The 25244-nt window shown below is 66.2% G+C and carries 18 protein-coding genes and 1 riboswitch; of the genes, 6 read left to right on the plus strand and 12 right to left on the minus strand.

Going from position 1 to position 25244, the window contains the following annotated elements; all coding sequences use genetic code 11:
* Positions 1-6 precede the first annotated feature (6 nt).
* From QP609_RS17160 to QP609_RS17180, 5 genes are all read right to left on the minus strand, one after another.
* A complete protein-coding gene (locus QP609_RS17160; RefSeq protein WP_197621644.1) occupies positions 7-2925 on the minus strand; it encodes a TonB-dependent receptor in 2919 nt (972 codons plus the stop codon).
* 222 nt (positions 2926-3147) lie between these two features.
* Positions 3148-4083 carry a FecR domain-containing protein gene (locus tag QP609_RS17165; RefSeq protein WP_197621643.1) on the minus strand — a complete coding sequence of 312 codons (936 nt, stop codon included), beginning with the start codon at positions 4081-4083 and terminating at the stop codon, positions 3148-3150.
* A gap of 105 nt (positions 4084-4188) precedes the next feature.
* Entirely contained in the window at positions 4189-4689 is a 501-nt protein-coding gene (locus QP609_RS17170; protein WP_014038389.1) for an RNA polymerase sigma factor, read from the minus strand.
* Between the two features lie 84 nt (positions 4690-4773).
* Positions 4774-5247 (minus strand): hypothetical protein, encoded by a 474-nt coding sequence (locus tag QP609_RS17175; protein WP_197621642.1) that lies wholly within the window; start codon positions 5245-5247, stop codon positions 4774-4776.
* Entirely contained in the window at positions 5247-5738 is a 492-nt protein-coding gene (locus QP609_RS17180) for a hypothetical protein (protein ID WP_180835277.1), read from the minus strand. Before QP609_RS17180 ends, QP609_RS17175 begins: the two co-directional genes overlap by 1 nt.
* A 187-nt stretch (positions 5739-5925) precedes the next feature.
* Here QP609_RS17180 and ppa point away from each other — a divergent pair, with 187 nt between their 5' ends.
* Together ppa and QP609_RS17190 are read left to right on the plus strand one after the other, a co-directional pair.
* A complete protein-coding gene (gene ppa / locus QP609_RS17185) occupies positions 5926-6462 on the plus strand; it encodes an inorganic diphosphatase (protein ID WP_005410935.1) in 537 nt (178 codons plus the stop codon).
* Between the two features lie 152 nt (positions 6463-6614).
* Positions 6615-7736, plus strand: coding sequence for an HDOD domain-containing protein (locus QP609_RS17190; RefSeq protein ID WP_014038392.1), 1122 nt, complete (start codon positions 6615-6617; stop codon positions 7734-7736).
* 59 nt (positions 7737-7795) lie between these two features.
* On the opposite strand, the gene QP609_RS17195 is transcribed toward QP609_RS17190, so the two are convergent.
* The 6 genes from QP609_RS17195 to thiC all read right to left on the minus strand — a co-directional run bounded on the left by QP609_RS17195 (position 7796) and on the right by thiC (position 17282).
* Positions 7796-8005 carry a hypothetical protein gene (locus QP609_RS17195; protein WP_014648325.1) on the minus strand — a complete coding sequence of 70 codons (210 nt, stop codon included), beginning with the start codon at positions 8003-8005 and terminating at the stop codon, positions 7796-7798.
* Between the two features lie 169 nt (positions 8006-8174).
* The gene (locus QP609_RS17200; protein WP_014648326.1) at positions 8175-11024 is read right to left on the minus strand and encodes a TonB-dependent receptor; all 2850 of its coding nucleotides are present in this window, start codon (positions 11022-11024) and stop codon (positions 8175-8177) included.
* 49 nt (positions 11025-11073) lie between these two features.
* Positions 11074-11973, minus strand: coding sequence for a helix-turn-helix domain-containing protein (locus tag QP609_RS17205; RefSeq protein ID WP_014648327.1), 900 nt, complete (start codon positions 11971-11973; stop codon positions 11074-11076).
* Between the two features lie 115 nt (positions 11974-12088).
* Positions 12089-14413, minus strand: a complete 2325-nt coding sequence (locus tag QP609_RS17210; RefSeq protein ID WP_014648328.1) for a winged helix-turn-helix domain-containing protein — start codon at positions 14411-14413, stop codon at positions 12089-12091.
* A gap of 259 nt (positions 14414-14672) precedes the next feature.
* Positions 14673-15344: an ion channel gene (locus QP609_RS17215; RefSeq protein ID WP_014648329.1), complete on the minus strand. Its 672-nt coding sequence runs from the start codon at positions 15342-15344 to the stop codon at positions 14673-14675.
* Positions 15345-15437: 93 nt separating this feature from the next.
* Positions 15438-17282 carry a phosphomethylpyrimidine synthase ThiC gene (thiC, locus tag QP609_RS17220; RefSeq protein ID WP_032955989.1) on the minus strand — a complete coding sequence of 615 codons (1845 nt, stop codon included), beginning with the start codon at positions 17280-17282 and terminating at the stop codon, positions 15438-15440.
* Positions 17283-17364: 82 nt separating this feature from the next.
* A riboswitch (TPP riboswitch) is annotated at positions 17365-17465 on the minus strand.
* 253 nt (positions 17466-17718) lie between these two features.
* Between thiC and QP609_RS17225 the strand changes: the two genes are divergently transcribed.
* Positions 17719-19296: a BCCT family transporter gene (locus QP609_RS17225; protein ID WP_075076028.1), complete on the plus strand. Its 1578-nt coding sequence runs from the start codon at positions 17719-17721 to the stop codon at positions 19294-19296.
* A gap of 555 nt (positions 19297-19851) precedes the next feature.
* Here the strand turns inward: QP609_RS17225 and ggt are convergent.
* Positions 19852-21570 carry a gamma-glutamyltransferase gene (gene ggt / locus QP609_RS17230; RefSeq protein ID WP_046432417.1) on the minus strand — a complete coding sequence of 573 codons (1719 nt, stop codon included), beginning with the start codon at positions 21568-21570 and terminating at the stop codon, positions 19852-19854.
* Between the two features lie 688 nt (positions 21571-22258).
* Between ggt and ilvC the strand changes: the two genes are divergently transcribed.
* Genes ilvC through QP609_RS17245 form a run of 3 tightly spaced genes read left to right on the plus strand, consistent with a single transcriptional unit; the run spans position 22259 to position 25244 of the window.
* Positions 22259-23233, plus strand: coding sequence for a ketol-acid reductoisomerase (gene ilvC, locus QP609_RS17235; protein WP_014648333.1), 975 nt, complete (start codon positions 22259-22261; stop codon positions 23231-23233).
* A 39-nt stretch (positions 23234-23272) separates the two neighbouring features.
* Positions 23273-25009: an acetolactate synthase 2 catalytic subunit gene (gene ilvG / locus QP609_RS17240; protein WP_014648334.1), complete on the plus strand. Its 1737-nt coding sequence runs from the start codon at positions 23273-23275 to the stop codon at positions 25007-25009.
* Entirely contained in the window at positions 24993-25244 is a 252-nt protein-coding gene (locus QP609_RS17245; RefSeq protein WP_014648335.1) for an ACT domain-containing protein, read from the plus strand. The genes ilvG and QP609_RS17245 overlap by 17 nt, the downstream gene beginning before the upstream one ends.

Raw genomic sequence — 25244 nt, forward strand, 5'->3', positions numbered from 1 at the left:
GACCGATCAGTACTTCCAGGTCAACGCCAGCCGGGCCGTACGGCCCGGTGCCGGCATCACGCCCAGGGCCAGCGGGTCCAGGTAGTAACGATCGGTCAGGTTGTCCACGCCGGCTTCCACCGAGAGCTGGTCGTTGAAGCTCCAGCTGGCGAACAGGTCGACCAGCGTGGTCGGCCGGTACAACTGCTGGATCGCCGACAGACCCACGTTCCAGTCCTTGTCCAGCTTGCTGATCGGGCCGGCGTTGTGGACCACGCGGGTGCCGAAGGTCAGGCGCTCGTCGAACAGGCGCGAGCCCAGGGTCAGGTTGACCATGTAGCGCGGTGGGTTCTGGGTATTGGTGTACGAGCCCTCGAAGCCGCCGTCCACGCAGTCGGGCGTGTTGGCCAGCTCGCCGTTCCTGCGCTGCGCCCCATAGGCACGGCGCTCGGCGGCGATGTCCGGCGCGCAGGTCTTGGCCTTGAAGTAGTAGTGCGCGGACAGATCGGCAAATACCTTGCCGCTGTCATAGCTGGACTGGAACTCCATGCCCGAGACCTTGAACTGGTCGACGTTGCGGATCAGGCCCGCCGACAGCGTGCGGTAGTCACGGGTGATCAGGTCGTCGATGCGGGTATCGAAATACGCCAGCTTCAGCGCCACGCGGTCGCCGGCAGTGAACAGGTCGTAGCGGAGGGTGCTGGCGCCGATTTCCCAGCTGCGCGCGCGCTCCGGCTTAAGCTCGCCCACCGGTTTGGCGGCGGTGAACAGGCCCAGCGTGGTCTCGAACAGGCTCGGCAGCTTGGTGCCTTCGGCGTACTTCACGTAGACCATGGTGTCTTCGCTGAAGCGATAGGCCACGCTGGCGGTCGGCGAGAACGCGCTGTCGCGGCGGCGGATCGGCTGCGACCAGTTCCAGCTGACCGGCACTTCCAGATCCTGCGCCTTGCCAGCGTCGTAGAAGTTCCAGCCACCGATGTCGGCCACCGTGCCCTTCTTGTACGGCGAGGCCAGCAGCGATTCCCGGGTGAAGTTGCCGTTGGCATCCGGGTACCAGTTCAGCAGCGCGATGCGCTTGGCCCGCCACGACGGCAGCGCCGGGTTGCCATTGAGCAGTTCGGTATAGCGGTACTGGCCCTGCACCTCATAGGCATCGGGCGTGGCCAGGCGGTTGCGGTCATGCACATCCACGCGGTTCCAGCGGCCGCCGGCCAGCAGTTCCCAATGCTCATCGGGCTGCCACTTCAGCGAGGCCACGGCGCTGTACTCCTTGCGCTCGGCGTTGCGCAGGAAACGGTTGTTGACCAGGTCATCGTGCATGACCGGCCCCGAACTGCCCGGCGCGATGTCTTCGTCGCTGTAGGACAGTCCGTAGTCGAGGGTGAACGCACCGGCGCGGGTGTCGAACCTGGAGGTATTACTGGCATCCAGGCCGAAGCGTTTGTGCCGCAGCGGATTGCGGTAGGCATCCTTGTAGCCGGGGTCACCGCTGAAGCTGGGCGCGTCATACCACTCGGTGCGGCGGTCGAAGTACCACGGGGTGATGCCGGTCAGGCTGTTGTACATCACGCTGTCGGTGTCGGTGTACGCGGCGTTGACGCGCAGGTCGATCAGCTCGCTGTCCGGATTGAAGCGGTAGCGCAGGCTGTAGCTGTCCATGTCGACGTGGCCCGGATCCCACTGTGGAATGCGGTCACGATCCACGCGGATGATCTGCGAGGCCATGATCTCGCCGGCAGTGCCTTCATAGCGGCGATAGCCAGCTTCCAGCGTCTGCGTGTCGTCGATGCGCCAGGTGCCCTTGAGCAGCGCCGACTTCGAGCGCGAAGAGGTATTGAAAACCTCGGTGCGCGGCGGATTCAGCGGCGCCAGCGTGCGCCGATCCTGCGGGAAGTCGTCGTAGCCATGGCGGCCGGAGAAGTAGTTGCCGTTGTCACGGTAGGCGTAGGCGGCGACCAGATCGAAGCGGTCCCAGTGCCCTGCGGCGGCCACGTTGAAGAACTGGCTGCCGGTGGCGCTGCGATCGGTGCGCGGTGCCGCACTGTAGGACGGCAGGCTGTTGGCACTGCCATTGGCCAGGCCGCCGCGCACGCGCACGCCGACGTCGCGGCCCTCGCGCAGCACGTCACCGATCTTCAACGTCTCCATCTCGACCACGCCGCCGATGCCACCGGACGCGTTGGCCTGCAGGCTCGGGCCCTTGGTGATGGTCAGGCTGGAGATCAGGTCCGCGTCGAGGTAGGTGCGCTGCGACTGGCCGGCGTAGCCACGGTAGGTATCCATGCTGGACTGGCCACCGTCGATGATCACCGGCACGCGGCCCTGGCCCTGGATACCGCGGATGTTGACGTCGAAGCCGTTGCCCACGCGCGGATCACCGGCGGTGACACCGGCCACACCCTTGACGATGTCGCCGTTGGAGGTGCCGCGGAAACGCTCCAGATGCGTGCGATTGAGCGTGGTGGTCGAACCCACGCTGCGATAGCTGTCGAGCAGGCGTGCTTCATCACTGGTCGCGCCGCTCCCGACGCGGTCGCCGGCCACACTCAGCGTGTCGGTGACGATCACACCACTGTCGGCCTGCAACGGCGTTGCCGCTTCCAGGGTGACCGCATCGGCGCTGACCCGGCGCACTGCCAGGCCACTGCCCTGCAGCAGCTGCTGCAGCGCCTCGTTGGCCGACAGGCTGCCGCCGACCGCGCGAGAGGTTACGCCACGTGCCAGCGATGCGGGATAGACCACCTGCACACCGGACTGGCGCATGTAGCTGCGCAGCGCGTCATCCAGCGGTTGCGCCGGAATATCGAAGCGCAGCACGGCCGCGTGGTCGCTGCTGGCGCTCTGCGCCAGTACGGACGGCGCGGCACTGGCCAGGCCGGCGGCGAGCAACGCGATGCACAGGCGGGACGGGCGCAGCACGCGGCCCGGGCGATGGAAGTCGAACATGGGGGAACCTGTCAGGTAATCGGTGCCGCGAACGCGGCGTCATCCGCAACACGGGCGGACACGGCGACGTACGTGGCGGCGGCGGGTACGTTCGCGGAGTAAGACGGATGAAAGCGTGGCAACCCCAAGGGGATTTGCAGTCGAAGCAGGCGCCGACGGTTGGGTGGCTGGTTGCAGTGGTGGGTGCCGACCGTTGGCCGGCACCGGGGCAATGGCGTGGATCTACCGATGGACGATGGCGACGCCGAGCGGCAGCCGGGTCACCTGCAATCCAGCCGTCGCGGCCAGCGCATCCAGCGCCTGTTCCGGGCGGTCGATGCGCAACGCCGCGCTTACCGCCGGCAGCTGCGATAGATCACCACGCACGAAGGTCGGGCCAGCGCGATAGCGCCCCACCCATTGCACCGCGTCAGCGACGCGGGCCTGTTCCAACAGCAGCTCGCCCTGACGCCAGGCGCCGACGCTGTCGGCCGCAACGTCCCCCAATCGCCTCACCCCTCTGTGTTCACCGTAGGCCGCGCGCTGGCCCTGCTGCAGGTAGGTCCAGCCACCGTCAACCGGGCTGGCCATCCGTACCCTGCCCTGCCCGACCTGGGTTTCCACCTGGTCGTGGCCCCGCGCCACGGTGAAGGCGGTCGAGATGTCCTCGACCACGCCATTGCCGGCGCGCACGCTGAAACGTCGCTGCGCGTCCGGACTGACCTCGAACCAGGCACGCCCGCGCAACAGCTCGACCTGGCGGGCGTTCGCATCAAAGTGCACGGCAATCGCACTGTCGGCGTCCAGCACCGCACGGCTGCCATCAGGCAGCAGCACGTTCTGCACCTGGTGCGTGCTGCGGTGATCGGACTGCAGGCGCAGCCACGCCTCCGGCCATGCCACCAGCATCGCCAGCATTGCCGCCGCAGCCATGGCCCAACGCCGTCGGCGCGGGCGTCGACCAGCCACGCGGGCCGGCTGCGCTCGCGGCCCGACGCTGCGCCACAGCGCGCGCTCGTGTTCGAAGGCCCTGCGGTGCCCCGGCTGTTGCAGCCAGTGTTCGAACGCCTGCATGCGCGCGTCGCTGATATCGCCCGAGGCCAGCCACGCGATCCAGTCCCGGGCCTGCTCGGCCAGGGCATCGTCATTGGCGGCAGGCAGCATGTTCGGCGGGCTCATCGGCTGGCGGACAGGCGCATTCAAGCGCGGGGCGGGGGAACTGGACCGCATCCACGGTCCAATGATCAAGACGTTTGCGCGAAGGCCAGCCCCAAGGCGGCGCGATCATCGGCCGCTGCGGGCCCAGGCCAGGCGCTGCAGCGCGGTGCGTACGTGATTCTCCACCGTGGTCACCGATACCCCAAGGCGGCGTGCGATCTCGGCCTGGGTCAGGCCCTGAAGGCGGTTGAGCCGGAAGATGGTGCGGGTCGGCTCCGGCAGATGGCCGGCCGCGTCGAGTACCCGCTGCAGCTCGTCCTGCGCCATGGCCTGCTCTTCGGTGGAGATCACCTCGTCCGGCCCCCACAGGTAGTGATCGGCCAACAGGCGGTTGCGCCGGGTCGACTCGCGGCCGTGGTCGGTGGCCAGGTTGGCGGCCAGCCGGTACAGATAGGCGCGTGGGTTGTCGATGGCCTGGCTGTCATCGACCCCACGGGCCTTGAACCACACCGCCTGGATCACGTCCTCGGCGCCGTTGTCGCCCCCCAGTATCCGTTGCACCCGGCGCAGCAGCGCTGGCCGCTCGCGGATCAGCAGTTCGGTGAGGGAGGCAGCATTGGAGGACATGCGCGGAGCCGGGACGACAGACGGGAGGCGCTGCGCATGCTACTCCGCAAATGCGAATCAGTCACGTTTGCATTGTCGAAATGGTCACAGGCAATCAGTCAGCCCCTCGTAAACGTGGGTGCTGGTTCCGGGCAGGGTGGCATGCAGGGCGTCATGCCCGGCGCGCTCCCACGCTGCCAGCAGCTCGTCCAAGCGGGTTCCCGCCGCCAGTGGCAGCATGCAGGCATAGCGTCCCTGGTCAACATCGATCTGCCCGGTCTTCTGGACCCAGGTGTAGCTCCCGGCGAACGTCCAGACACAACGGGTCACAACACCGGTGGCCCGCTGCACTGAGCAACGCAAGCGCATCGCCCGCAGGTTGTAATACTGCCCTTCGCAGAAGGTATCCCCACAGATATCGTCAAAGCCGCGCACCAACAGACGTTCGGCCGCCAGGAAGCGCTCGCGCCCGGTTGCCGGATTCGGGTAGTCACGGGCATCGACAAATTGAGGGGTCGCCTGGGCGTTGGCTGCCATCAGCAGCGCGCAGACCAGCCATCGTGCCGGGAAGACGAGCATCACCCCGCCCTCCCGGTCTTCCGGAGGCAGTCCGGCAGCGCATCGAACAGGCCATGGTCAAGTCCAGGCAGGTTCGCCGTCAGGCCATCTGGTGCTTCCAGTGAAGCATGGAAGGCGTCAACAGGTACCCCTGGCCCCAACTCCAACGGACAGACCCAGCGGCCATTGTCGACCTGCACCTCCCCGGTATCGGCCTGCACGGCCAGCTCGCTGGCCACCACCACCCAGGCGCAGCGCTGCACCGTTCCGCGATGGGCCAGCACCGCGCAGCGGACCTCCATCACCCGGTAGTTGCTGTACTCACCTTCGCACCAGGTATCGGCACAGAGCCGGTCGAACTCCCTTGCCAGGGCGGCCTGCAGCCCGTAGGCGCGCTCCCAGTTGGCCTCGGGCCGGGGGTAATCGATCAGGTCCACGTGCAGACCGCGGGCGGAGACAGGCAGGGACGCCAGCAACAGCACGCCCCCCATGCATCGGGCATACCAGGACATCGGCGGAACTCCTCGGGAATGAGCGTCCAGCCTGCGCCGGCCTGCCCTCCTGGCCCATCGGCCAAGGGCGGCGCCCCCCGTCAGGCCTTGCCGCGTCGGCAGGTCGGCCACCCGCCCGCTGCACAGCGCCCGGCAAAGGCATAAAATGGTGAGCTATCCGTCTATATCCCCCCACCTGGAGCACACCATGGGTCTGGAACTCGTCTCGCCCGGCAAGAACCCGCCGGAAGAAATCAACGTCATCATCGAGATCCCGAAGGACTCGGAGCCGGTGAAGTACGAAGTGGACAAGGAAACCGGCGCGATCTTCGTCGACCGCATCCTCTCCACCCCGATGCGCTACCCGTGCAACTACGGCTACGTGCCGAGCACGCTGTGTGGCGACGGCGATCCGGCCGACGTGCTGGTGGTGCTGCCGCTGCCGCTGGTGCCGGGCTCGGTCGTGCGCTGCCGTCCGGTCGGCGTGCTGAAGATGAGCGACGAGGCGGGCAGCGACGAGAAGATCCTGGCCGTGCCGGTCTCGAAGATCTTCAGCGGCTACGCCCACGTCGAAGACATCGCCCAGGTCTCGAGCCACTGGCTGGAGCGCATCGGCCACTTCTTCGAGCACTACAAGGACCTGGAGAAGGGCAAGTGGGTCAAGCTGGACGGTTGGGGCGGCGCCGCTGAGGCCAAGCAGATCCTGATCGAGGCGCACCAGCGCCATCTCGACAGCAAGGCCTGAGCCTGAACCGGATCGCTCCGGCGGTACCCTGCCGGAGCGATGCGGGTCACGTTTCATGACGACGGCACATCACTCTTGCTGCCGTATTAGGTAAATTGCGTCACTTCACACGTCATCGACATCCATCGTCGAGACAGCCAGGGGAATGTGTCGTGCGTATTCTGCTTGTTGGGGATGCAGCCAGCCTGCCGGCCGAGCTGACCGAATTCATTGCCGATCTTGGGGAAGACTGGCAGCCGTTGACCGCCACCGATGGCCAGGCCGCGATGACCGCGGTGGCCACGCAGGGCGTGGACGCGGTGATCGTCTGCCCGCAATTGCCGGATCTCAATGCCACCACGCTGCTGGGGCAGATCCGGACCTTGCGCCCGGAGACCATCCGCATCGCGCTGGTCGATGCGCAGCATGGCAACCGGCCGCCGCCGGCGCGCCTCATTGGTGTCGCCCACCGCTTCCTGCCGCTGCCGCTGGCGCCGGAAGTGCTGCTGGAGGCACTGACCAGCCTGGAAGAACTGCGCGAAGTGCTGGACAGCCCGCGCCTGCGCGATGCCATCGGCCGTATCGAGAAACTGCCCTCGCCGCCGCACCTGTACCTGAGCCTGACCCAGGCCTTGGAACATGACGACGACGCCGACAGTGCCGATGTCGCCAAGCTGGTCGCCGCCGATCCGGCGATCGCCGCCAAGGTGCTGCAACTGTCGAACTCGGCCTTCTTCAGCCAGGGCCGCACCATTGCCGACCTGCGCACCGCCGTGACCCGGCTGGGCCTGGCCACGCTGCGTGACCTGGTGCTGGCCAGCGAAGTGTTCTCCGCACCGACGCTGTCGGCCGCCGAGCGCAACTCGCTGCAACAGCGCGCACTGCTGGCCTCGCGGCTCGCCGCACGCCTGCTGCCCGAATCCAGTGCCGAACTGGGAGCGACTGCCGCGCTGCTGGCCGACATCGGCCTGCTGCTGCCGGGTGTGCGCAACGAGCGCAGCGAGCCCTCGCTGGCCGGCGACACCCGCCCTGGCCATGCCGAGGCCGGCGCCTACCTGCTGGGCCTGTGGGGCCTGCCGATGCCGATCATCGAAGCGGTGGCCTTCCACCTGCAGCCGCAGCGCGCCAACACCCGCAGCTTCTGGGTGACCGGTGCGGTGCACGTGGCCCTGGCGCTGGTCAATGGCGATCCGGTGGACGAGGACTATCTGCAGCGCGCAGGCGTGCTGAACAAACTGCCGCAATGGCGCGAACACGCCAATGCGCTGATGGGACTGGTGCCCAGCGACGCCTGAGCGCGTTGCATGATGTCCGGATGACAGAGGGCGCACCCACAAGGTGCGCCCTTTCCATGTCAGCGGGTACCGCAGGCGTCCTGCACGCAGCGACGGTACTGCGACTCGCAGATGACCGGTGACTTGCCACTGGCCAGGCACTGCTGGCGGAACTCCTCGCAGTAGAGCCCACCGCCGCAGACCCCGAGGCCCTGCGCGAACACCGCGCCCACCAGCGTTGCGTAGATCAATGCAGCGGCGGATGCCTGCCGCAGCAACGTGTTCTTCATATCCCTCTCCACATGCAAGCGTCCGGTAGTGGACCTCCTGACTGTGTTGATTACGACACGACGGGACCGTGACTGCGCTCACCTTCCAACAATTTCCGGAATTCCCCTACAAGAAAAAGGGCGGACCTTGCGGTCCGCCCTCCTTCTGTTGCTACCGCACTTCGATGAATCAGAAGCGCTGGGTGTACTTCATGTACAGGAAGCGACCCACGTCGAAGCCGCCGTAGTAGGCGAACGCCGAGTTCGGAGCCGAGTACTGCAGGGCACCCTTGTGGTCGAACACATTGTTCGCGCCCAGGGCGATGGTCGCATCCCACGGCGCCTTCCAGCTGACCTGCAGGTCGTGGAAGGTGTTGGAACCGGTGTGACGCAGCGGATCGGTCTCACCGTTGGCCATGTGGTTCGGAGCATCGCACCAGCCGTCAGCCAGCGAGATGCAGCTTTCCTTCATGCCCGAGTAGTAGCGCGCGGTGTAGTTCACACCGAAATCGCCGTACTGCCAGTTGACGCCCAGGTTCGAACGCACGCGGAACAGGCCCGGCTCGCTGACGCGGCCGACCATGATGTTGTCGCCCGCGCTGTTCTGGCGCTGCTCGTCGTACTTGGCGGTGTAGCTGGTCTGCCAGTCGATGCTGAACTGACCAATGGCCAGTTCCGGCAGGCGGTACTTGATGCCCAGATCGTAGCCCTGGGTTTCCATCTTGCCGAGGTTGGCGGTGCCGTAGGTGATCGCACTGACGTGGCCGTCAGCCGCACGGGTCACGCTCGAGCAGCGCGAAGCGTTACCCAGCACGTAGCAGTCACGCAGGATGCGGTCGACGCTGTCAGCGATGATCATGTCGCTGATTTCGTACTTGTACCAATCCAGCGACACGTCCAGGCCCTGCACCCAACGCGGGCTCCACACCAGGCCGAAGGTGGTGCTCTTGGAGGTTTCCGGCTTCAGGTTCGGATTGGCACCCGAGATGAACTGGTCACCCGACTGGCACGGCAGGGTCGAACATTCCTTGCCTGCCTGGCCCAGCTGCACGTAGTTGGCCGGCACGCCTGCGCCGGAGCACGCGGCATTGCCTGCAACGCTGCCCGGAGCCTTCACGCCGCACGGATCGATGTAGGACTCGAAGCTCGAGCTCAGGCCACCGTACAGGTCGCTGATGGTCGGAGCGCGGAAGCCCTCGGCGTAGGTGCCGCGGACCAGCAGTTCATCCAGCGGACGCCAGGTCAGGCCGAACTTGCTGTTGGTGGTGCCACCGAAGTTGCTGTAGTCCGAATAACGGCTGGCAACGTTCAGGGTCAGTTCCTTGGCGAAGGCCATGTCGGCCAGCAGCGGCACGTTCAGTTCGAGGTAGACCTCGTTCAGATCGTACTGGCCGCGGGTCGGCTTCTGGCCCAGGCCGGTGGACTGGCCCGACTGTGCGAAGGCGTCCGGCACGTAGCTGCCTTCTTCCTTGCGGTGCTCGACACCCAGGGCGAAGCCCAGGTCGCCGGCCGGCAGGGTCACGATGGCGCCCGACAGGTTGGCGGTGAAGCTGGTGGTCTTGGTGACGCCACGGGTGGTGAAGGTCGGGAACAGGAAGTCCTGCAGCTCCTGGTTCGCCAGCGAGCCCTGACCCTCAACGCCGTACGGCAGCAGCGGGTTCCACGGACGGCAATCGCCCAGGATCGGGTTGGCGGCGGTGCCGCAGCGGGCAACGCCACCGGCATCGATGAACGACGGGCCCAGCGCCTGACGCGCGCCGATCAGGCTCATGTCACCGCGGTTGCTCTTGATCGACTCGTTGCGGTTCCACAGCGCGCCGACATCCCAGTCGAAGGTCTTGCCACCCAGCTCGAAGAAGCCGGTCAGGGTCGGAGCGAAGCGCAGGGTCTTCAGCTGGCTGTCAGTGGTACGCGGCACTTCCCACAGGCGGCGGCGGAAGCTGACGTCCTGGCCAACCGGGTTGAAGGCGCTGTCTGCCGACAGCGGGGTGTTGATCGACTTGGAAGCGGACTGGTACGGATAGCCGGCGATCTGCTGGAACGTCTGGCGCTCGTTGTAGAGCACGTCGGTGTTCAGGCTGATCGAATCGGTGAAGTCGTAGGTGCCGTTGATGTAGACCGACTTGCGCTTCACACCGGTCAGCAGGGTCATCTGCTCGTTCGAGTTGGCGAACTCGTCTTCGGTGATCGCGTGGTAGTCGTTCGGGTTCTTCGGATTGCCACCCGGGTTCAGGGTCTGCCACACCGCGCTCGACTTGCTGCAGTCGTACAGCTTCGGGTTGCACCAGCTGCCGTTCTGGCTGATCGGGCTCCAATCAGCCGAGGTGGAGTTCGGACCCAGCGAGCCGTCACGGCTGTACCAGCGGTCCTTGGCCCACACCGGATCCTGCTTCGAGTACTCGGCCGACAGGGTCAGGCTGCCGCGCTCACCGCGGGCACCGAGGGTCATCGAATAGGTTTCGCTGTCGCCGTCGCCCTTGCCGTACTGGCCGACGTAGACATTGGCTTCGCCGCCGTCGAAGTTCTTGCGGGTGATCACGTTGACCACGCCGGCAATGGCGTCGGAACCGTAGATCGACGAGGCGCCGTCCTTCAGGATCTCGATGCGCTCAACGGCCGACATCGGGATCTGGCTCAGGTCCTGCAGACCCGAGGTCGAAGCGCCCAGGCGCTTGCCGTTCATCAGCACCAGGGTGCGCTCGGCGCCCAGGTTGCGGATGTCGACGTAGTAGCCGCCCACGTTCTCGCCCGAAGCCAGCGACTCCGAACGCGAAATGGCCGGGGAACCGGCCGAGGTCAGGTTGTTCAGCACGTCGGCGACGCTCGAGAAGCCCTGCTTTTCCAGGGATTCGCGGGTCATCGTCAGGATCGGCTGCTGGGTCTCCACCGAGGCGCCGCGGATGCGCGAGCCGGTGACCGAAATGCGGTCCAGGTCGGTGGTGCCCTTTGCTTCCTGAGCCGAAGCAAAGGCCGGCGCCAGCGCCAGCGCAATGCCGGCCGGCAGCAAGCCGAACCGCACTGCGGGATTACGAACGTTCATCTATCTCTCCAAGGTACGTGTTAGCAGCGTGTTAAAACACCCCAGCACGTTACGATTGCGTTGCAGCGCTGTATTTGCGCGAACCAACCGGAGACTTTGCGGATTGTGGCGGGAGCAAGCCGCCGTTCTCCCTGAAGCGCGACGCGGACTGGCCGTAGCGGGCGCGGAACGCACGCGCGAAGCTGCAGCAGTTGTCGAAACCGCTGGCGGCAGCGACCTCGCCCACCATCATGTCGGTGTCGCGCAGCAGATCAGCGGCGCGTTCGAGGCGCAGTCGTGCCGAAAGCGACTGCGGGCTTTCCTCGTACAGGCTCTGGAAGGTCTTGGAGAGGTACCAGCTGGAGAAGTTGGTCAGTTCGGCCAGTTCGCCGATGCGCACCACCCGGTGGCTGTTGCCTTCCAGATAGAGGCGCGCACGCTGCATGCGGCCGAACACCTGGCGCTTGCGGCTGCGCGAGCGGCCTGGGCAGCGCTGCACGTTGTCGGCCAGGCCACGCTGCAGGCCAGCAAGGTGCAGCAGCAGCGGACGCATGGCCTGGGCCGGCTGGCCGCTGGCCAGCGCATCGCGCCACAAGCGCAGCGCAACGCGGGCGTCACTGCGGTTCATGCGGCCACGACCGGCATACAGGCCACAGTCGGCCATCTCGGTCAGCACGCGAAGCGCTTCAACGTTCAGGTTCAGGCCAACGCACAACCCGTTGCGACCGGCCTGCACCAACGGCCGCGATTCCTTTTCGAAGGCGATCCACTCGCCCTGGCGCAGGCGGAATCGTCCTTCCTTGGCCTCCACCCACGAACTGCCACGCACCTGCATCCAGACAGTGAAGCTGGAGCCGGCGGTCTGCAGGCTGCCCAGCCGGGCCACGCCCAGGCAGGTCGGCGTGACATCGTCGAGCGACCGGTCCAGGGAGACGGTTTGGCCGCGATCGGCCAGCGAGAGTTGACGCATGGGGGCACCACGGATTTGCCTAGTACAGGACTCCGTTTTGCCTAATCAGGCGGCACCGCGTCAGGAAAGTCCGACGAGATCGCCACGAATTCGCGACGAGATCCAGACGAAGAAATTACGAAGGCCCATTTCCACTGAAAAACAACAACTTGGAGAACGCCGGGAACAGCGCGGGGGGGCGTTCGGGCAACCGCATCACACCGATGTCGGCACCATCGCTGACCGCCATCGCCACGAACAGGTCACGCCCGTCAGCGCTGGCGCTGAGTCCGTTGCCGGCGCTGAGCCGTTCCGCATCCAGGCAGCGTTCCGGCTCCGCGCGGCCGGGCAGGATGCGCACGAAGGTGGTGCCACACGTGCTCGAAGTGCCGAGGTAACCGACGCCAGTGTTGCCGGCCACGGTCCAGGCCCGGTATCGCCAGCGGCTGGGCCGGTCATCGCTGATCTGCTGCACGCTGCCCGACGACAACGCGGCATCGGCCGACCACAGGCCACCGGCGGCCAGGCGGGTGAACAACACGCGGCCACTGCTGCGGTCGAAGCGCGCCTGCGACACCCCTTCGATGCTGGCCAACCGGCGCCAGGGCTGGGTGCTGCGGTCGAACAGACTCAACCGGGTGCGCTGGTCGGCATCGCGCTCGACCACAAACAACTGCTCCGGCGACGCGCCATACAGGGCCTGCAGCGGCTGTTCGGCCGGGACCGGCAAAGGTTGCAGGCGTTCATCGCGTGGCGCGATCTCGTAGACCACCGTGCGCCCATGCGCGTCGCGGCCGACCACGAGCAGCTGGCGGCTGTCGGCCGACCAGTCCGGTGCCTGCCGCGCTTCCGGCCGCAGCCCTTCAATGGGGCGCAGCGAATCCGGCCGCTGCATGTCCGCCCACCACAGGGCGAAGCTGCCGGAGCGATCCGAGGTGAAGACCAGCTGGCGGCCATCGGGCGCTGCCATCGGCTGCCCATCGCGGCCACTGGATGCAAACAGGCGTTCGGGCGCGCCGCTGCCCTGCACCGGCACCTTGAACACGCCGAACTGCGCGCGCCGGTGGACGAAGGCCAGCATCCCGCCACGTCGCGACACGGCGGGCCACTGCGCATCATCCAGGCCGGCATCGCGCAGCGTGTGCCGCTCGACGTCCAGATAATAGAGTCGCGCCTCGCTGTCGACGCGGCGACCGAACACGATGGTGCGGCCATCGTCCAGCCAGGCCCATCCGCGCAGCTCTGCCGCCTCGTTGGTCAACTGCTCGGGCGTGCCGCCCGCGGCCGGCACCCGCCACAGATCGCCCAGCTGCGGATTGCGCACGAACACCAGCCATTGCCCATCGGGCGAGTAACGCGGTGCGTAGTCGAAGTCGTCCTGGTCGACGCTGTACGCCAGCGCGCGCCACTGACCACTGGCCAGATCCAGCACGCGGATGCCACGGTGCGCGTAGCGCCCGACCATGCTGCCGAACACCAGGCCGCGACCATCGGGCGTCCAGTCGAAGCTGAGCAGCTCGGTGCCATCGCAGCGCGTGGCCTGGCGCAGTGCGCCACCGGTAGCGCTGGCGATCAGCACCTGGCAGCCACCGTCGGCAGAGAACCGTGCGAAGGCAATTTCGCGACCATCCGGCGACCAGTTCGGGAATCGATCGACGGCACCGGCCGGCGGCGCCAGCAACTGGCGCGCCGGCGCGTTGCCGGAGGTCTGTACCTTGATCGCACCACCGCCATTGCCATCTTCGTTGGCGCCTTCATAGGCCACCAGCGAACCATCCGGTGACAGCGTGGGATAGGTTTCAAAGCCGCTGGTTGCGGTGATCAACCGATAGGGACGCTGGGGGCTGCCGATCACCCGCGTGCCGTTCTCCACGGCGGCCTCCACCGGCGAACTGCTGGCCGGTGCGCGGCGCAGCAGCAGCGTGGTCATCACCAGCAGCGTGGCCAGCATCAACACGCCCAGCGCCAGCAGCACGCGGCGGCGGACATGGCGCCAGCGGCGGCGCGATTCCTGCGCGCGCGCGGGCAGCACCGCAGCGGCGGCGAGTGCGGGCTGCACGTCCACACCTTCGTCGTCAGGCAAGCCCGCAGCCGACGGCTCCGCATCGTCCAGCGCCTGTACCGGTACCAGAAGCCGATAGCCGGTCTTGGCAATGGTCTCGATGTAGGCCTGGCCGCTGTCGTCGTCGTTGCTGAACGCCTTGCGCAGCTGGGTAACGGCCTGGGTCAGCACATCGTTGGTCGGCAGCGTGTCCGGCCACACCTCGGCGAACAACTCGTCGCGGGTGACCACACGGCCCGGCTGCCGCAGCAGCACGCGCAGCACGCCCAGCGCCTTCGGCGTCAGCCGGCGCGGACGACGCGCACCGACGACCTCGACTTCGCGCGAGGACAGAGTGACGATGCACTCTCCTATCCGTATCCGATCGGACACGGGTGGCTGTATTTCGCTGCTGTTCATTTTCTGCTACACAGTAGAGACAGGTCCCGGGCAGTGTTTGCCTTCGTTACGGTCCCGTCCTGGGAACAGCGAAAAGCCAGACTCCGCACAAAGCATCGGCGCATACCGCAAAAACAATCGAGCGCGCGAATACTAGCCTATGCAAGTTACCTCGCCTATCGCGTGGTCGACATCAGGCTCTCTCTCGCCGACGCATTCACATAATTCGCGACATCATTCGCGCCCTCTTGGGCGCGAAATTTTTATCTGGCGTTCATTTTCACATGCGCCGCAGCATGGTCAATCCGACCAGCCGCGAAACCACCAAAGCCACGTACATCACGCCGGAAAACTGCTCCAGCATGACCAGTGCTCGTGCCTGTGGATGAAGCGGCACGACGTCACTCAAGCCGACTCCAGACAGCAAGCTGAAGCTGAGATAAAGCAGCTCCATCCAACTGCGCTGCGCCTGCCCGCCGGTGCCCTGGAAACTGCCCGGATACCACTGCTGGCACACCGCGAACGCGAAGGCGAACGCCCACGCCAACAGGGTGAAGGTTGCGCCAGCTGCGAACAGTTCGTCGCGGGTGACCTTGTGATCCTGGAGCATGTAGGCAATCAGGGCGCCAGCCGTGTAGAAGTACAGCAGGCTCTCCAGCACCTGCGCGGTGGTCAGCAATGCGGTGCGCTCGAGCAATGCGCCTGCCAACGAGAACACCACCGAGGGAATGGCCAGCAACAGCGCCAGCCAGGTGCCCAGCGGGCTGCGCTGGACCACCCACAGCGCCAGGCCGAGTACCGCCATGCCGAACATGCCCAGTGCCGCGCGGCCGGCGGCGGTGTCATCCAGCGCGGGATACAGCAGCACCGCCAGCAGCTGCGCGCCCAGCAACCAGGCCGAAGGATGCCGGCGGGCAATGGCCAGCCAACGGGTGGTCATGGCAACAGGCATGGTGTCCTTTCCCCGGGATGATGGGCGGAGGATAGCCGGGAGCGGCGTGATGAGCGGTAGTGCCGGCCGCGGGCCGGCACCACCGTCTGCGCATCACCCCTGGTGGTAGACCTCGGCACCCGCGGCGCGGAACTCCTCCGACTTCTCCTTCATGCCGGCCTCGGCGTAGTCACGCACATCCTGGGTGATCTTCATCGAACAGAAGTGCGGGCCGCACATCGAGCAGAAGTGCGACAGCTTGTGCGCATCCTTCGGCAGCGTTTCGTCATGGAACTCCCTGGCCTTCTCCGGATCCAGGCCAAGGTGGAACTGGTCTTCCCAGCGGAACTCGAAGCGCGCCTTGCTCAGTGCGTTGTCGCGTACCTGCGCGCCCGGATGGCCCTTGGCCAGGTCGGCCGCATGCGCGGCGATGCGGTAGGCCATGATGCCGTCACGCACGTCCTGGCGATTGGGCAGGCCGAGGTGTTCCTTCGGCGTCACGTAGCAGAGCATCGCCGTGCCGAACCAACCGATCATCGCCGCACCGATCGCGCTGGTGATGTGGTCGTAGCCCGGCGCGATGTCGGTGGTCAGCGGCCCCAGCGTGTAGAACGGCGCTTCGCCGCATTCGCGCAGCTGCTTGTCCATGTTCTCCTTGATAAGCTGCATCGGCACGTGGCCGGGGCCTTCGATCATGGTCTGCACATCATGCTTCCAGGCGATCTTGGTGAGCTCACCCAGCGTCTCCAGCTCACCGAACTGCGCCGCGTCGTTGGCATCGGCGATGCAGCCCGGGCGCAGGCCGTCACCCAGCGAGAAGGTCACGTCATAGGCCTTCATGATCTCGCAGATATCTTCGAAGTGCGTGTAGAGGAAATTCTCCCTGTGGTGCGCCAGGCACCACTTGGCCATGATCGAACCACCACGGCTGACGATCCCGGTCACGCGCTTGGCGGTGAGCGGCACGTAGCGCAGCAGCACGCCGGCGTGGATGGTGAAGTAGTCCACGCCCTGCTCGGCCTGCTCGATCAGCGTGTCGCGGAAGATCTCCCAGGTGAGCGCTTCGGCGCGGCCGTCGACCTTCTCCAGCGCCTGGTAGATCGGCACGGTACCGATCGCCACCGGCGAGTTGCGGATGATCCACTCGCGGGTTTCGTGGATGTGCTTGCCGGTGGACAGGTCCATCACGGTGTCACCACCCCAGCGGATCGCCCACACCAGTTTCTCCACCTCTTCGGCAATGCCCGAGGACACCGCGCTGTTGCCGATGTTGGCGTTGATCTTGGTCAGGAAGTTGCGGCCGATGATCATCGGCTCGCTTTCCGGGTGGTTGATGTTGTTGGGCAGCACCGCGCGGCCGCGCGCGATTTCATCGCGCACGAACTCCGGCGTGATGATCTTCTGGATCGAGGCGCCGAACGCCTCGCCCGGGTGCTGCTGCAGCAGGCCGGCATCGCGGATCGCGTCCAGCCGCTGGTTTTCGCGGATGGCGACGAATTCCATTTCCGGCGTGATGATGCCGCGGCGCGCATAGTGCATCTGGGTGACGTTCGCGCCTGCACGTGCACGTCGCGGCAGGCTGCGTGTGGGGAAGCGCACAGCATCGAGCTTCGGATCGTGCTCGCGGTCGCGGCCGAACGACGAACTCAGGCCGTCGAGCTGTTCGGTATCGCCGCGCTCCTCCACCCAGCCACGACGCAGCGCCGGCAGGCCCGCGGACAGATCGATACGCGCGTCCGGATCGGTGTACGGGCCCGACGTATCGTAGACCGTGACCGGTGCATTCTCCTCGCCGCCGAACAGCGTCGGCGTGCGGGTCAACGCGATCTCGCGCATCGGCACCTGCAGATCCGGACGCGAACCGGGTACGTGGATCTTGCGCGAGCCGGGAATGGGCCGGGTCACGGATTCGGAGAGTTGCTGGGCCTGTTGCTGCAGGGCGGAGAGCTGTGCGTTCATCGGGCATCGTCCAGGAAGGTCAGGGACGAAGCGGCGGCGCACGGCACCCGCGCACGGACGGTCCTTGGGCGGAGTCCGGGCACGGCTGCATTGCAAAGCTTCCCTACGCCGGTATGAGCCGGATCAGGTTCCAAGGGACTGTCTCAACCGTGGCCACATGGCCCGGTACCCCCGCTTCTTGGTGCGCATTAGAGCATAGACCGCCCGCCCCCGCGGTCAGTTCCGCTTTCCTGTGGAAAGCGGATCTGATCCGGATCGCTGTTCGTTAACAGAACCATGACGTCGCGTTCAGTAACGTGCACGTCCGTCGCCCTCCAGCGACCGATGCCTCCTTCGCCGCCGACGCGGCCCCTGCCCGGTTCGCGCTGCATGCCGCCGGTCCTTCGCTGCAAGCTCTGCTCGCTCCCCTCAATCCCTTGATCGGAGAAGCTCCTTCATGGTGTTTCGCGTTTCCATCGCACTGGTTCTGCTGCTGGTGCTGCTTGCCGGTATTGCACCAGGCCCCTTCAATGCCGTGGTGCAGTCGATGCTGGCAGAAGTCATCCGCAGCGTCGGCTGGCTGTACCTGCTGGTGGTATTCCTGGCCCTGGTGTTCCTGATGTACCTGGCTTTCGGTCGCTTCGGCAACCTGCGCATCGGTGGCGAAGACGCCGAGCCCGAGTTCTCGCGAGCCAGCTGGATGTCGATGCTGTTCGCCGCCGGCATGGGCATCGGCCTGGTGTTCTGGGGCGCCGCCGAGCCCATTTCGCACTTCAGCAAGCCACCGGAAGGGCTTGCTCCGCAGAGCCTGGATGCGGCACGCGCCTCGATGCGCTATGCATTCTTCCACTGGGGCCTGCACCCGTGGGCCATCTATGCGCTGATCGGGCTGGCAATGGCCTGGTTCCAGTTCAACCGCAACGGCCGCGGCCTGGTCAGCGACATGCTGCAGCCGATCATCGGCCGCCACCATCGCGGCTGGATCGGTAGGGCGGTCAACATCGCTGCAGTGGTCGCCACCGCGATCGGTGTCGCGACTACGCTGGGCTTCGGCACCATCCAGATCGCCGCCGGCATCGAGCGCGTGTTCGGCGTGCAGGCTACCGTCGCAGTGCAGATGACCATCATTGCCGTCGCCTTCGTGCTGTATATGGCGTCCACCGCCAGTGGCGTGGAGCGAGGTGTGAAGTGGCTGTCCAATTTCAACCTGGCGTTGGCTGCCCTGCTGGCCGCCATCCTGCTGGTGCTGGGGCCGACCGGCTTCATCTTCGATACCTTCACCACCACGCTGGGCTCCTACCTCAACCAGCTGGTGACGATGAGCCTGCGCATGTCACCGTTCTCCGGCAGCACCTGGGTGGCGGACTGGACAATCTTCTACTGGGCCTGGTGGATCTCGTGGGCACCGTTCGTGGGGTCGTTCATCGCACGCATCTCGCGCGGCCGCAGCGTGCGCGAGTTCGTGATCGGCGTAGTGCTCGCGCCGACGCTGCTGGGCTTCTTCTGGTTCGCGGTATTCGGCGGCACCGCGCTGTGGGCACAGATCTTCGGCCATGCCGACCTGGTGCAGGCGCTGGGCAATGGCTACGAGACCGTGCTGTTCACGCTGTTCGACAGCATGCCGCTGCCGCTGCTGCTGTCGTGCATCGCACTGGTACTGCTGATGATCTTCTTCGTGACCTCGGCCGACTCGGCGGTACTGGTGCTGGCCAGCATGTCCACTGACGAAGCAGGCGATCCTCCGTTGAAGCGCAAGCTGGCCTGGGGCATTGCGGTGGCGTTGATCGCAGCGGCCTTGCTGCTGGCCGGTGGCCTGGATGCACTGCAGGGCATGATCACGATTGCGGCGTTGCCATTCGCGCTGCTGATGGTGCTGGTGATGGTGTCGCTGTACCGCGTGCTCGACCAGGAGTACACGCGGGAGCGGCGGCAGGCGCAGCGCCAGCGGCACATGATCGATGCGTGGATCGCACGCGAGATGGCGGCACAGGAGGAGACGCAGGCCGAGGCCGCGCGCGCGCACGATCAGGATTGAGGGTGTTTTGCAGCCTGCGGCTGCACCGCTTTTTTCAAGCAAGTGCAAGTGCAAGTGCAGAAGCCAAAGCGGCTCTGGGTTACTGCTGGCTGGGCGAGGCGGTGTGGGTGGGCAGGACACGCCGTGAACCCATCCATGGGGGCTCGATGGCGCCATCCATGGCGCCAACGGTCCTGCCCACCCACACCGCCCCACGCCCGACAGATTTTCGGTGACGGTTGGTTTTCCACGCTTTGCGTGGAAGATGTGTATCGGAAAACAAGAAGGGGTCGGATCCGTTTTCCTGCGGAAAACGGATCCGACCCCAACCCAAAGCCCGCGGCTGTTGCCGTTGCCTTTGCTCTTGCTCTTCTTTTTCCCTTCCTGCGGTGACGGACACGGAAACTGTCCGTGGCCGGGCGGGTGGGTTGGCTGGGGGCGTGAGCCGCATGGATGCGGCGACCGAGCCTACAGGGACGTATTCACGGCGTCCCCCAGACAATCCACCCGCCCGGCCAAGCCAAGCATCGCTGAACCATCACCGCAGAGGGGGCTGCGCCCGGTGGCCGGGAAACCTCAATACCCCGCCGCCTGCCCATCCTTGCGACTCTCCGAAGCTCCGTAATAAACCCCGCTCTCGGGGTCGCGCATGATCGCCTGGTACCCGCCATAAGGCCCATCGGCGAACACGATGCGATGCCCCTTGCGCATCAGCGCACGCACCGTCTCGTAGGGGAAGCCGGTTTCCAGATTCACTTCGCCGCCATCGGTCATCGCCGTGGCCTGACCCGTCGGTTCAGTCGAGCCTTCATGCTGGATGCGCGGTGCATCACCGGCTTCCTGCAGGTTCATGCCGAAATCCACCAGGTTCATCACAATCTGCGCGTGGCCCTGCGGCTGCATCGCGCCGCCCATCACGCCGAAGCTGGCGTACGGCTTGCCGCCCTTGGTGATGAACGCCGGAATGATCGTCTGGAACGGCCGCTTGCCCGGTGCATAGCCGTTGGGATGGTTCTTCTGCAGCACGAACATCTCGCCACGATCCTGCAGGATGAAGCCCAGCCCCGGCGGCGCCATGCCGCTGCCCATGCCGCGGTAGTTGGACTGGATCAACGACACCATCATGCCGTCGGCGTCGGCCACGGTCATGTAGATCGTGTCGCCTTCTTCCAGCTGCTTCGGCGTGCCCGGCTGCACTTCCTTCAGCGCCTTGTCCATCGAGATCAGTGCGCGGCGCTGCGCGGCGTATTCCTTGGAGATCAGCTTCTGCACCGGCGCCGGCTGGAAGGCCATGTCGGCATAGAAGCGCGCACGGTCGGCGAAGGCCAGCTTCTTCGCTTCGACGAACAGGTGCACGTGCTCGGGTGAACCGAACGGGATCTTCGAGAAATCGTAGCCTTCCAGCACGTTGAGGATCTGCAGCGCGGCGATGCCCTGGCTGTTCGGCGGCAGCTCCCACACGTCGTAGCCACGGTAGTTGCTGCTGACCGGTTCGACCCACTCACCATGGTGGTCGGCCATGTCCTGGTAGCTCAGGTAGCCACCATTGGCCTTGAAGTAATCGCCGATGGTGTGGGCAATGGCGCCCTTGTAGAAGGCATCGCGTCCGCCGTCGGCAATCTGCTGCAGGGTGCTGGCCAGGTTCGGGTTCTTCCACATCTCGCCCTTGCGCGGGGCGTGGCCGTTGATCGTGAACTGCTCCTTGAAGCCCGGGTACTGCGACAGCTTGGGCACCGAGCGGTCCCAGTAGTAGGCGATCACCTCGGCGACGGGATGGCCCTCGCGCGCGTAGCGGATGGCCGGCGCCAGGTTGTCGGCCATTGGCTTGCGGCCGAAGCGGTCGTGCAGCGCGAACCAGCCGTCGACCGCGCCGGGCACGGAGACCGGCAGCGGGCCGGTAGCCGGGATGTCCTTCAGGCCACGTCGCTGGAACTCGGCCAGGGTCAGCGACTTCGGCGAGCGCCCCGAACCGTTGTAGCCGTAGAGCTTCTGCGTCTTCGGGTCCCAGACGATGGCGAACAGGTCGCCACCGATGCCGTTGCCGGTCGGCTCCATCAGGCCAAGCGCGGCGTTGGCGGCGATCGCCGCGTCCACCGCCGAGCCTCCCCCTTTCATCACGTCCAGTGCAATCTGGGTGGCCAGCGGCTGCGAGGTAGCGGCCATCGCATGCGGGGCGATCACCTCCGAACGGGTGGCAAAGGTGTGGCCGGTGATGCGGTCGGCGGCCGAAGACAGTGCGGGCACAGCGGCCAGTACAGCGGCGGCCAGCAGGGAACGGGCAAGGCGTCGGGACACGGTCGGGTTCCGATGGAAGGGTGGTCCCCCGATCTTCGCCGCTGCGGCCATCCTGGGGTATCGGGCAGAGGTCATGGACGTTGGTCCTGGGGCGGGTGTGCAAGGTCCGCACCCAGCAAGGCGAGGATCCGCCGGATTCCGCGCAAAAACCGCCCTGAAAGGAGTGAATTCCGGTTCACCGAAACACTTTCAGCGGCAACCATCCTTGTGCCACAGGCGATTTCGCCGGATGCAACGGAAACCAACAAGAATTCCGTCGCGAGGGTTGACATCGCCAAAACGGCTGTGTTTCTCTCGATCACATGTTGCATCACAACACGCCACCGCGAACCCACAACGAAGCCGCCGACATCGGCGCCGCCTCGCTGCGTTCGATTCTTGTGCTCGTACTTATTACCCAACCAACAGGTGCGGGACGAGCCAGCGTGTAAGCAACGAATACACCGGAACTCTTCAAAAACCCGCACCCGCCCCGGTGCGGGTTTTTTCATTTCAGAACCTGGTTTCAGACGCAACCACCATGCACAACGCCCAACGCAAAACCCGGACCCACACCGCCGCCACGCCTCGTGGTGGCTGTGCCTGCGCGGCGCATGGTGCCTCCTCCACCGCTTTCCCCTGACCGGCCGGTACGTCACCTCGACGACCGGCCGTTCTTTTTTTCTTCCCACCGCAAGGAACCTCCCCCATGAGCACCAACGACCTGCCCCAGACCAAGATCGCCGTCATCGGCTACGGCAGCCAGGGCCGCGCCCACGCACTGAACCTGCGCGAATCCGGCTTCGACGTGGTGGTAGGCCTGCGTCCGGGCGGCCCGACCGAAGTCAAGGCACAGGCCGACGGCTTCACCGTGAAAGCACCGGCCGACGCGGTGAAGGATGCGGACCTGGTCGCCGTGCTGACCCCGGACATGGTGCAGAAGAAGCTCTACGACGACGTGCTGGCGCCGAACATGAAGCAGGGTGCGGTGCTGCTGTTCGCGCACGGCCTGAACGTGCACTTCGACATGATCAGGCCGCGCGACGACCTGGACGTGGTGCTGGTTGCGCCCAAGGGCCCGGGCGCGCTGGTGCGCCGCGAGTACGAGATCGGCCGTGGCGTGCCCTGCATCTGGGCGGTCTACCAGGACAAGAGCGGCAAGGCGGCCGAGTACGCACTGGCCTATGCGGCCGGCCTCGGCGGTGCACGCGCCAACCTGATCCAGACCACCTTCAAGGAAGAGACCGAGACCGACCTGTTCGGCGAGCAGGCGGTGCTGTGCGGCGGTGCCTCGGCACTGGTGCAGGCCGGTTTCGAGACCCTGGTCGAAGCGGGCTACCAGCCGGAGATCGCCTACTACGAAGTGCTGCACGAACTGAAGCTTATCGTCGACCTGTTCTATGAAGGCGGTATCTCGCGCATGCTGGAATTCATCTCCGAGACCGCGCAGTACGGGGACTACGTCAGCGGCCCGCGGGTGATCGACGCCGGCACCAAGGCGCGCATGAAGGAAGTGCTGAAGGACATCCAGGACGGCACCTTCACCAAGAACTGGGTGGCCGAGTACGAAGCGGGCCTGCCGAACTACAACCGGTTCAAGCAGGCCGACCTGGAGCACCCGATCGAGAAGGTGGGCAAGGAACTGCGCGCCAAGATGGTCTGGTTGCAAGGACAGGCCGCGTAACCGCGCGGCCCTCCCCCACCCGCTTTGCAAGGTTCCCCCATGAACTCTTCCACACACCGCAGCGCGCCGCCCAACGGCGCGCGCTGGCTGACCCAGGCGCTGGAAGCCGAAGGCATCCGCACGCTGTTCGGCTATCCCGGCGGCACCATCATGCCGTTCTACGACGCGCTGGTGGATTCGTCGCTGAAGCACATCCTGGTGCGCCACGAGCAGGGTGCCGCACTGGCGGCGAATGGATTCGCCCGCGCCAGCGGCCAGGTCGGCGTCTGCGTGGCCACCTCCGGCCCGGGCGCCTCCAACCTGGTCACCGGCATTGCCGATGCGATGCTGGATTCGGTGCCGATGGTCTGCATCACCGGCCAGGTCGCCACGCCGCTGCTGGGTACTGACGCTTTCCAGGAACTGGATGTGTTCGGCCTGACCATGCCGATCGTCAAGCACAGCTGGCTGGTGCGCAGCGTCGACGACCTGCCGCGCGTGGTCGCCGATGCCTTCCGCGTCGCCCGCGAGGGCCGGCCCGGCCCGGTGCTGATCGACCTGCCCAAGGACGTGCAGCTGGCCGATGCCAGCCACCTGCCGGCGCACGTGCCGAGCAGCGTCGAGCCGCCACCTGCGCCGGCCGAAGCGGCCATCGCCGAAGCCATCGCCGCACTGGCAGCCGCCGAGAAGCCGGTGGTCTACGCCGGTGGCGGCATCGCGCTGGGCGATGCGGTGCAGGACCTGCGCGACTTCGTCGAAGCCAGCGCCATCCCCACCGTGATGACCCTGCGTGGCCTGGGCGCGCTGCCGGCCAGCCATCCGCAGTCACTGGGCATGCTGGGCATGCACGGTACCCGCGCGGCCAACATGGCGGTGCAGGAAAGCGACCTGCTGCTGGTGCTGGGTGCACGCTTCGACGACCGCGCCACCGGCAAGCTGGCCGAGTTCGCACCGTTCGCCCGCGTCGTCCATATCGATGCCGACGCCTACGAGATCTCCAAGCTGCGCAGCGCCGATGTCGCCGTGCCTGGCAACGTCGGCCATGCCATCCGTGCCCTGCGTGCGGCCTTCCCCTCCCCCAAGGCCCATCAGGACGCGTGGCGCAGGCGTTGCGCGCAGCACCGCGACCGCTTCTCGGCACGCTACGACGCACCGGGCCAGCACATCTACGCCCCGGCGCTGCTGAAGCGCCTGAGCGAGCTGGCCCCGGCCGATGCGGTGATCGCCTGCGATGTCGGCCAGCACCAGATGTGGGTGGCGCAGCACTGCCGCTTCAACCACCCGCGCAACCACCTGACCAGTGGCGCGCTGGGCACCATGGGCTTCGGCCTGCCGGCGGCGATGGGTGCGCAGTTCGCATGCCCGGAGCGCACCGTGGTGCTGGTGTCCGGCGACGGCAGCTTCATGATGAACGTGCAGGAGCTGGCGACCATCGCGCGTTGCCGCCTGCCGGTGAAGATCGTGCTGCTGGACAACAGTTCGCTGGGCATGGTGCGGCAGTGGCAGGAACTGTTCTTCGCCGAGCGTTACAGCGAGATCGACCTGTCCGACAACCCGGACTTCGTGGCGCTGGCACAGGTGTTCGGCATCGCCGCCACCCGCATCGACAACCGCGACGACGTGGAAGGCGGCCTGGCCGCGCTGCTGGCCGAACCGGGCCCGGCCCTGCTGCACGTGGCCATCGATGCACGTGCCAACGTGTGGCCACTGGTGCCGCCGAACACCGCCAACAGCACGATGCTGGAAAGCAACCCCGCCCATGCCCGCCAGGAGACCCCCAATGCAATACCGGCTTGACCTGGTGCTGCACCCGGCCGAAGGCGCGCTGCTGCGCGTGATCGGCATGGCCGAACGCCGCGGCTTCGCACCGCGCGCGATCAGCGGTGCGCCGGTGGCCGACGACGATGGCCGCTGGCACCTGCAGCTGGTGGTGGATGGCCAGCGCCCGGCGGAAACGCTGTGCCGGCAGATCGAGAAGATCTACGACTGCGTGTCCGTGCAGGTCACTGCCGTGGAAGGAGCATCCGTATGA

This window comes from Stenotrophomonas sp. 8(2023), from assembly GCF_030345295.1.
GTDB lineage: Bacteria > Pseudomonadota > Gammaproteobacteria > Xanthomonadales > Xanthomonadaceae > Stenotrophomonas > Stenotrophomonas muris.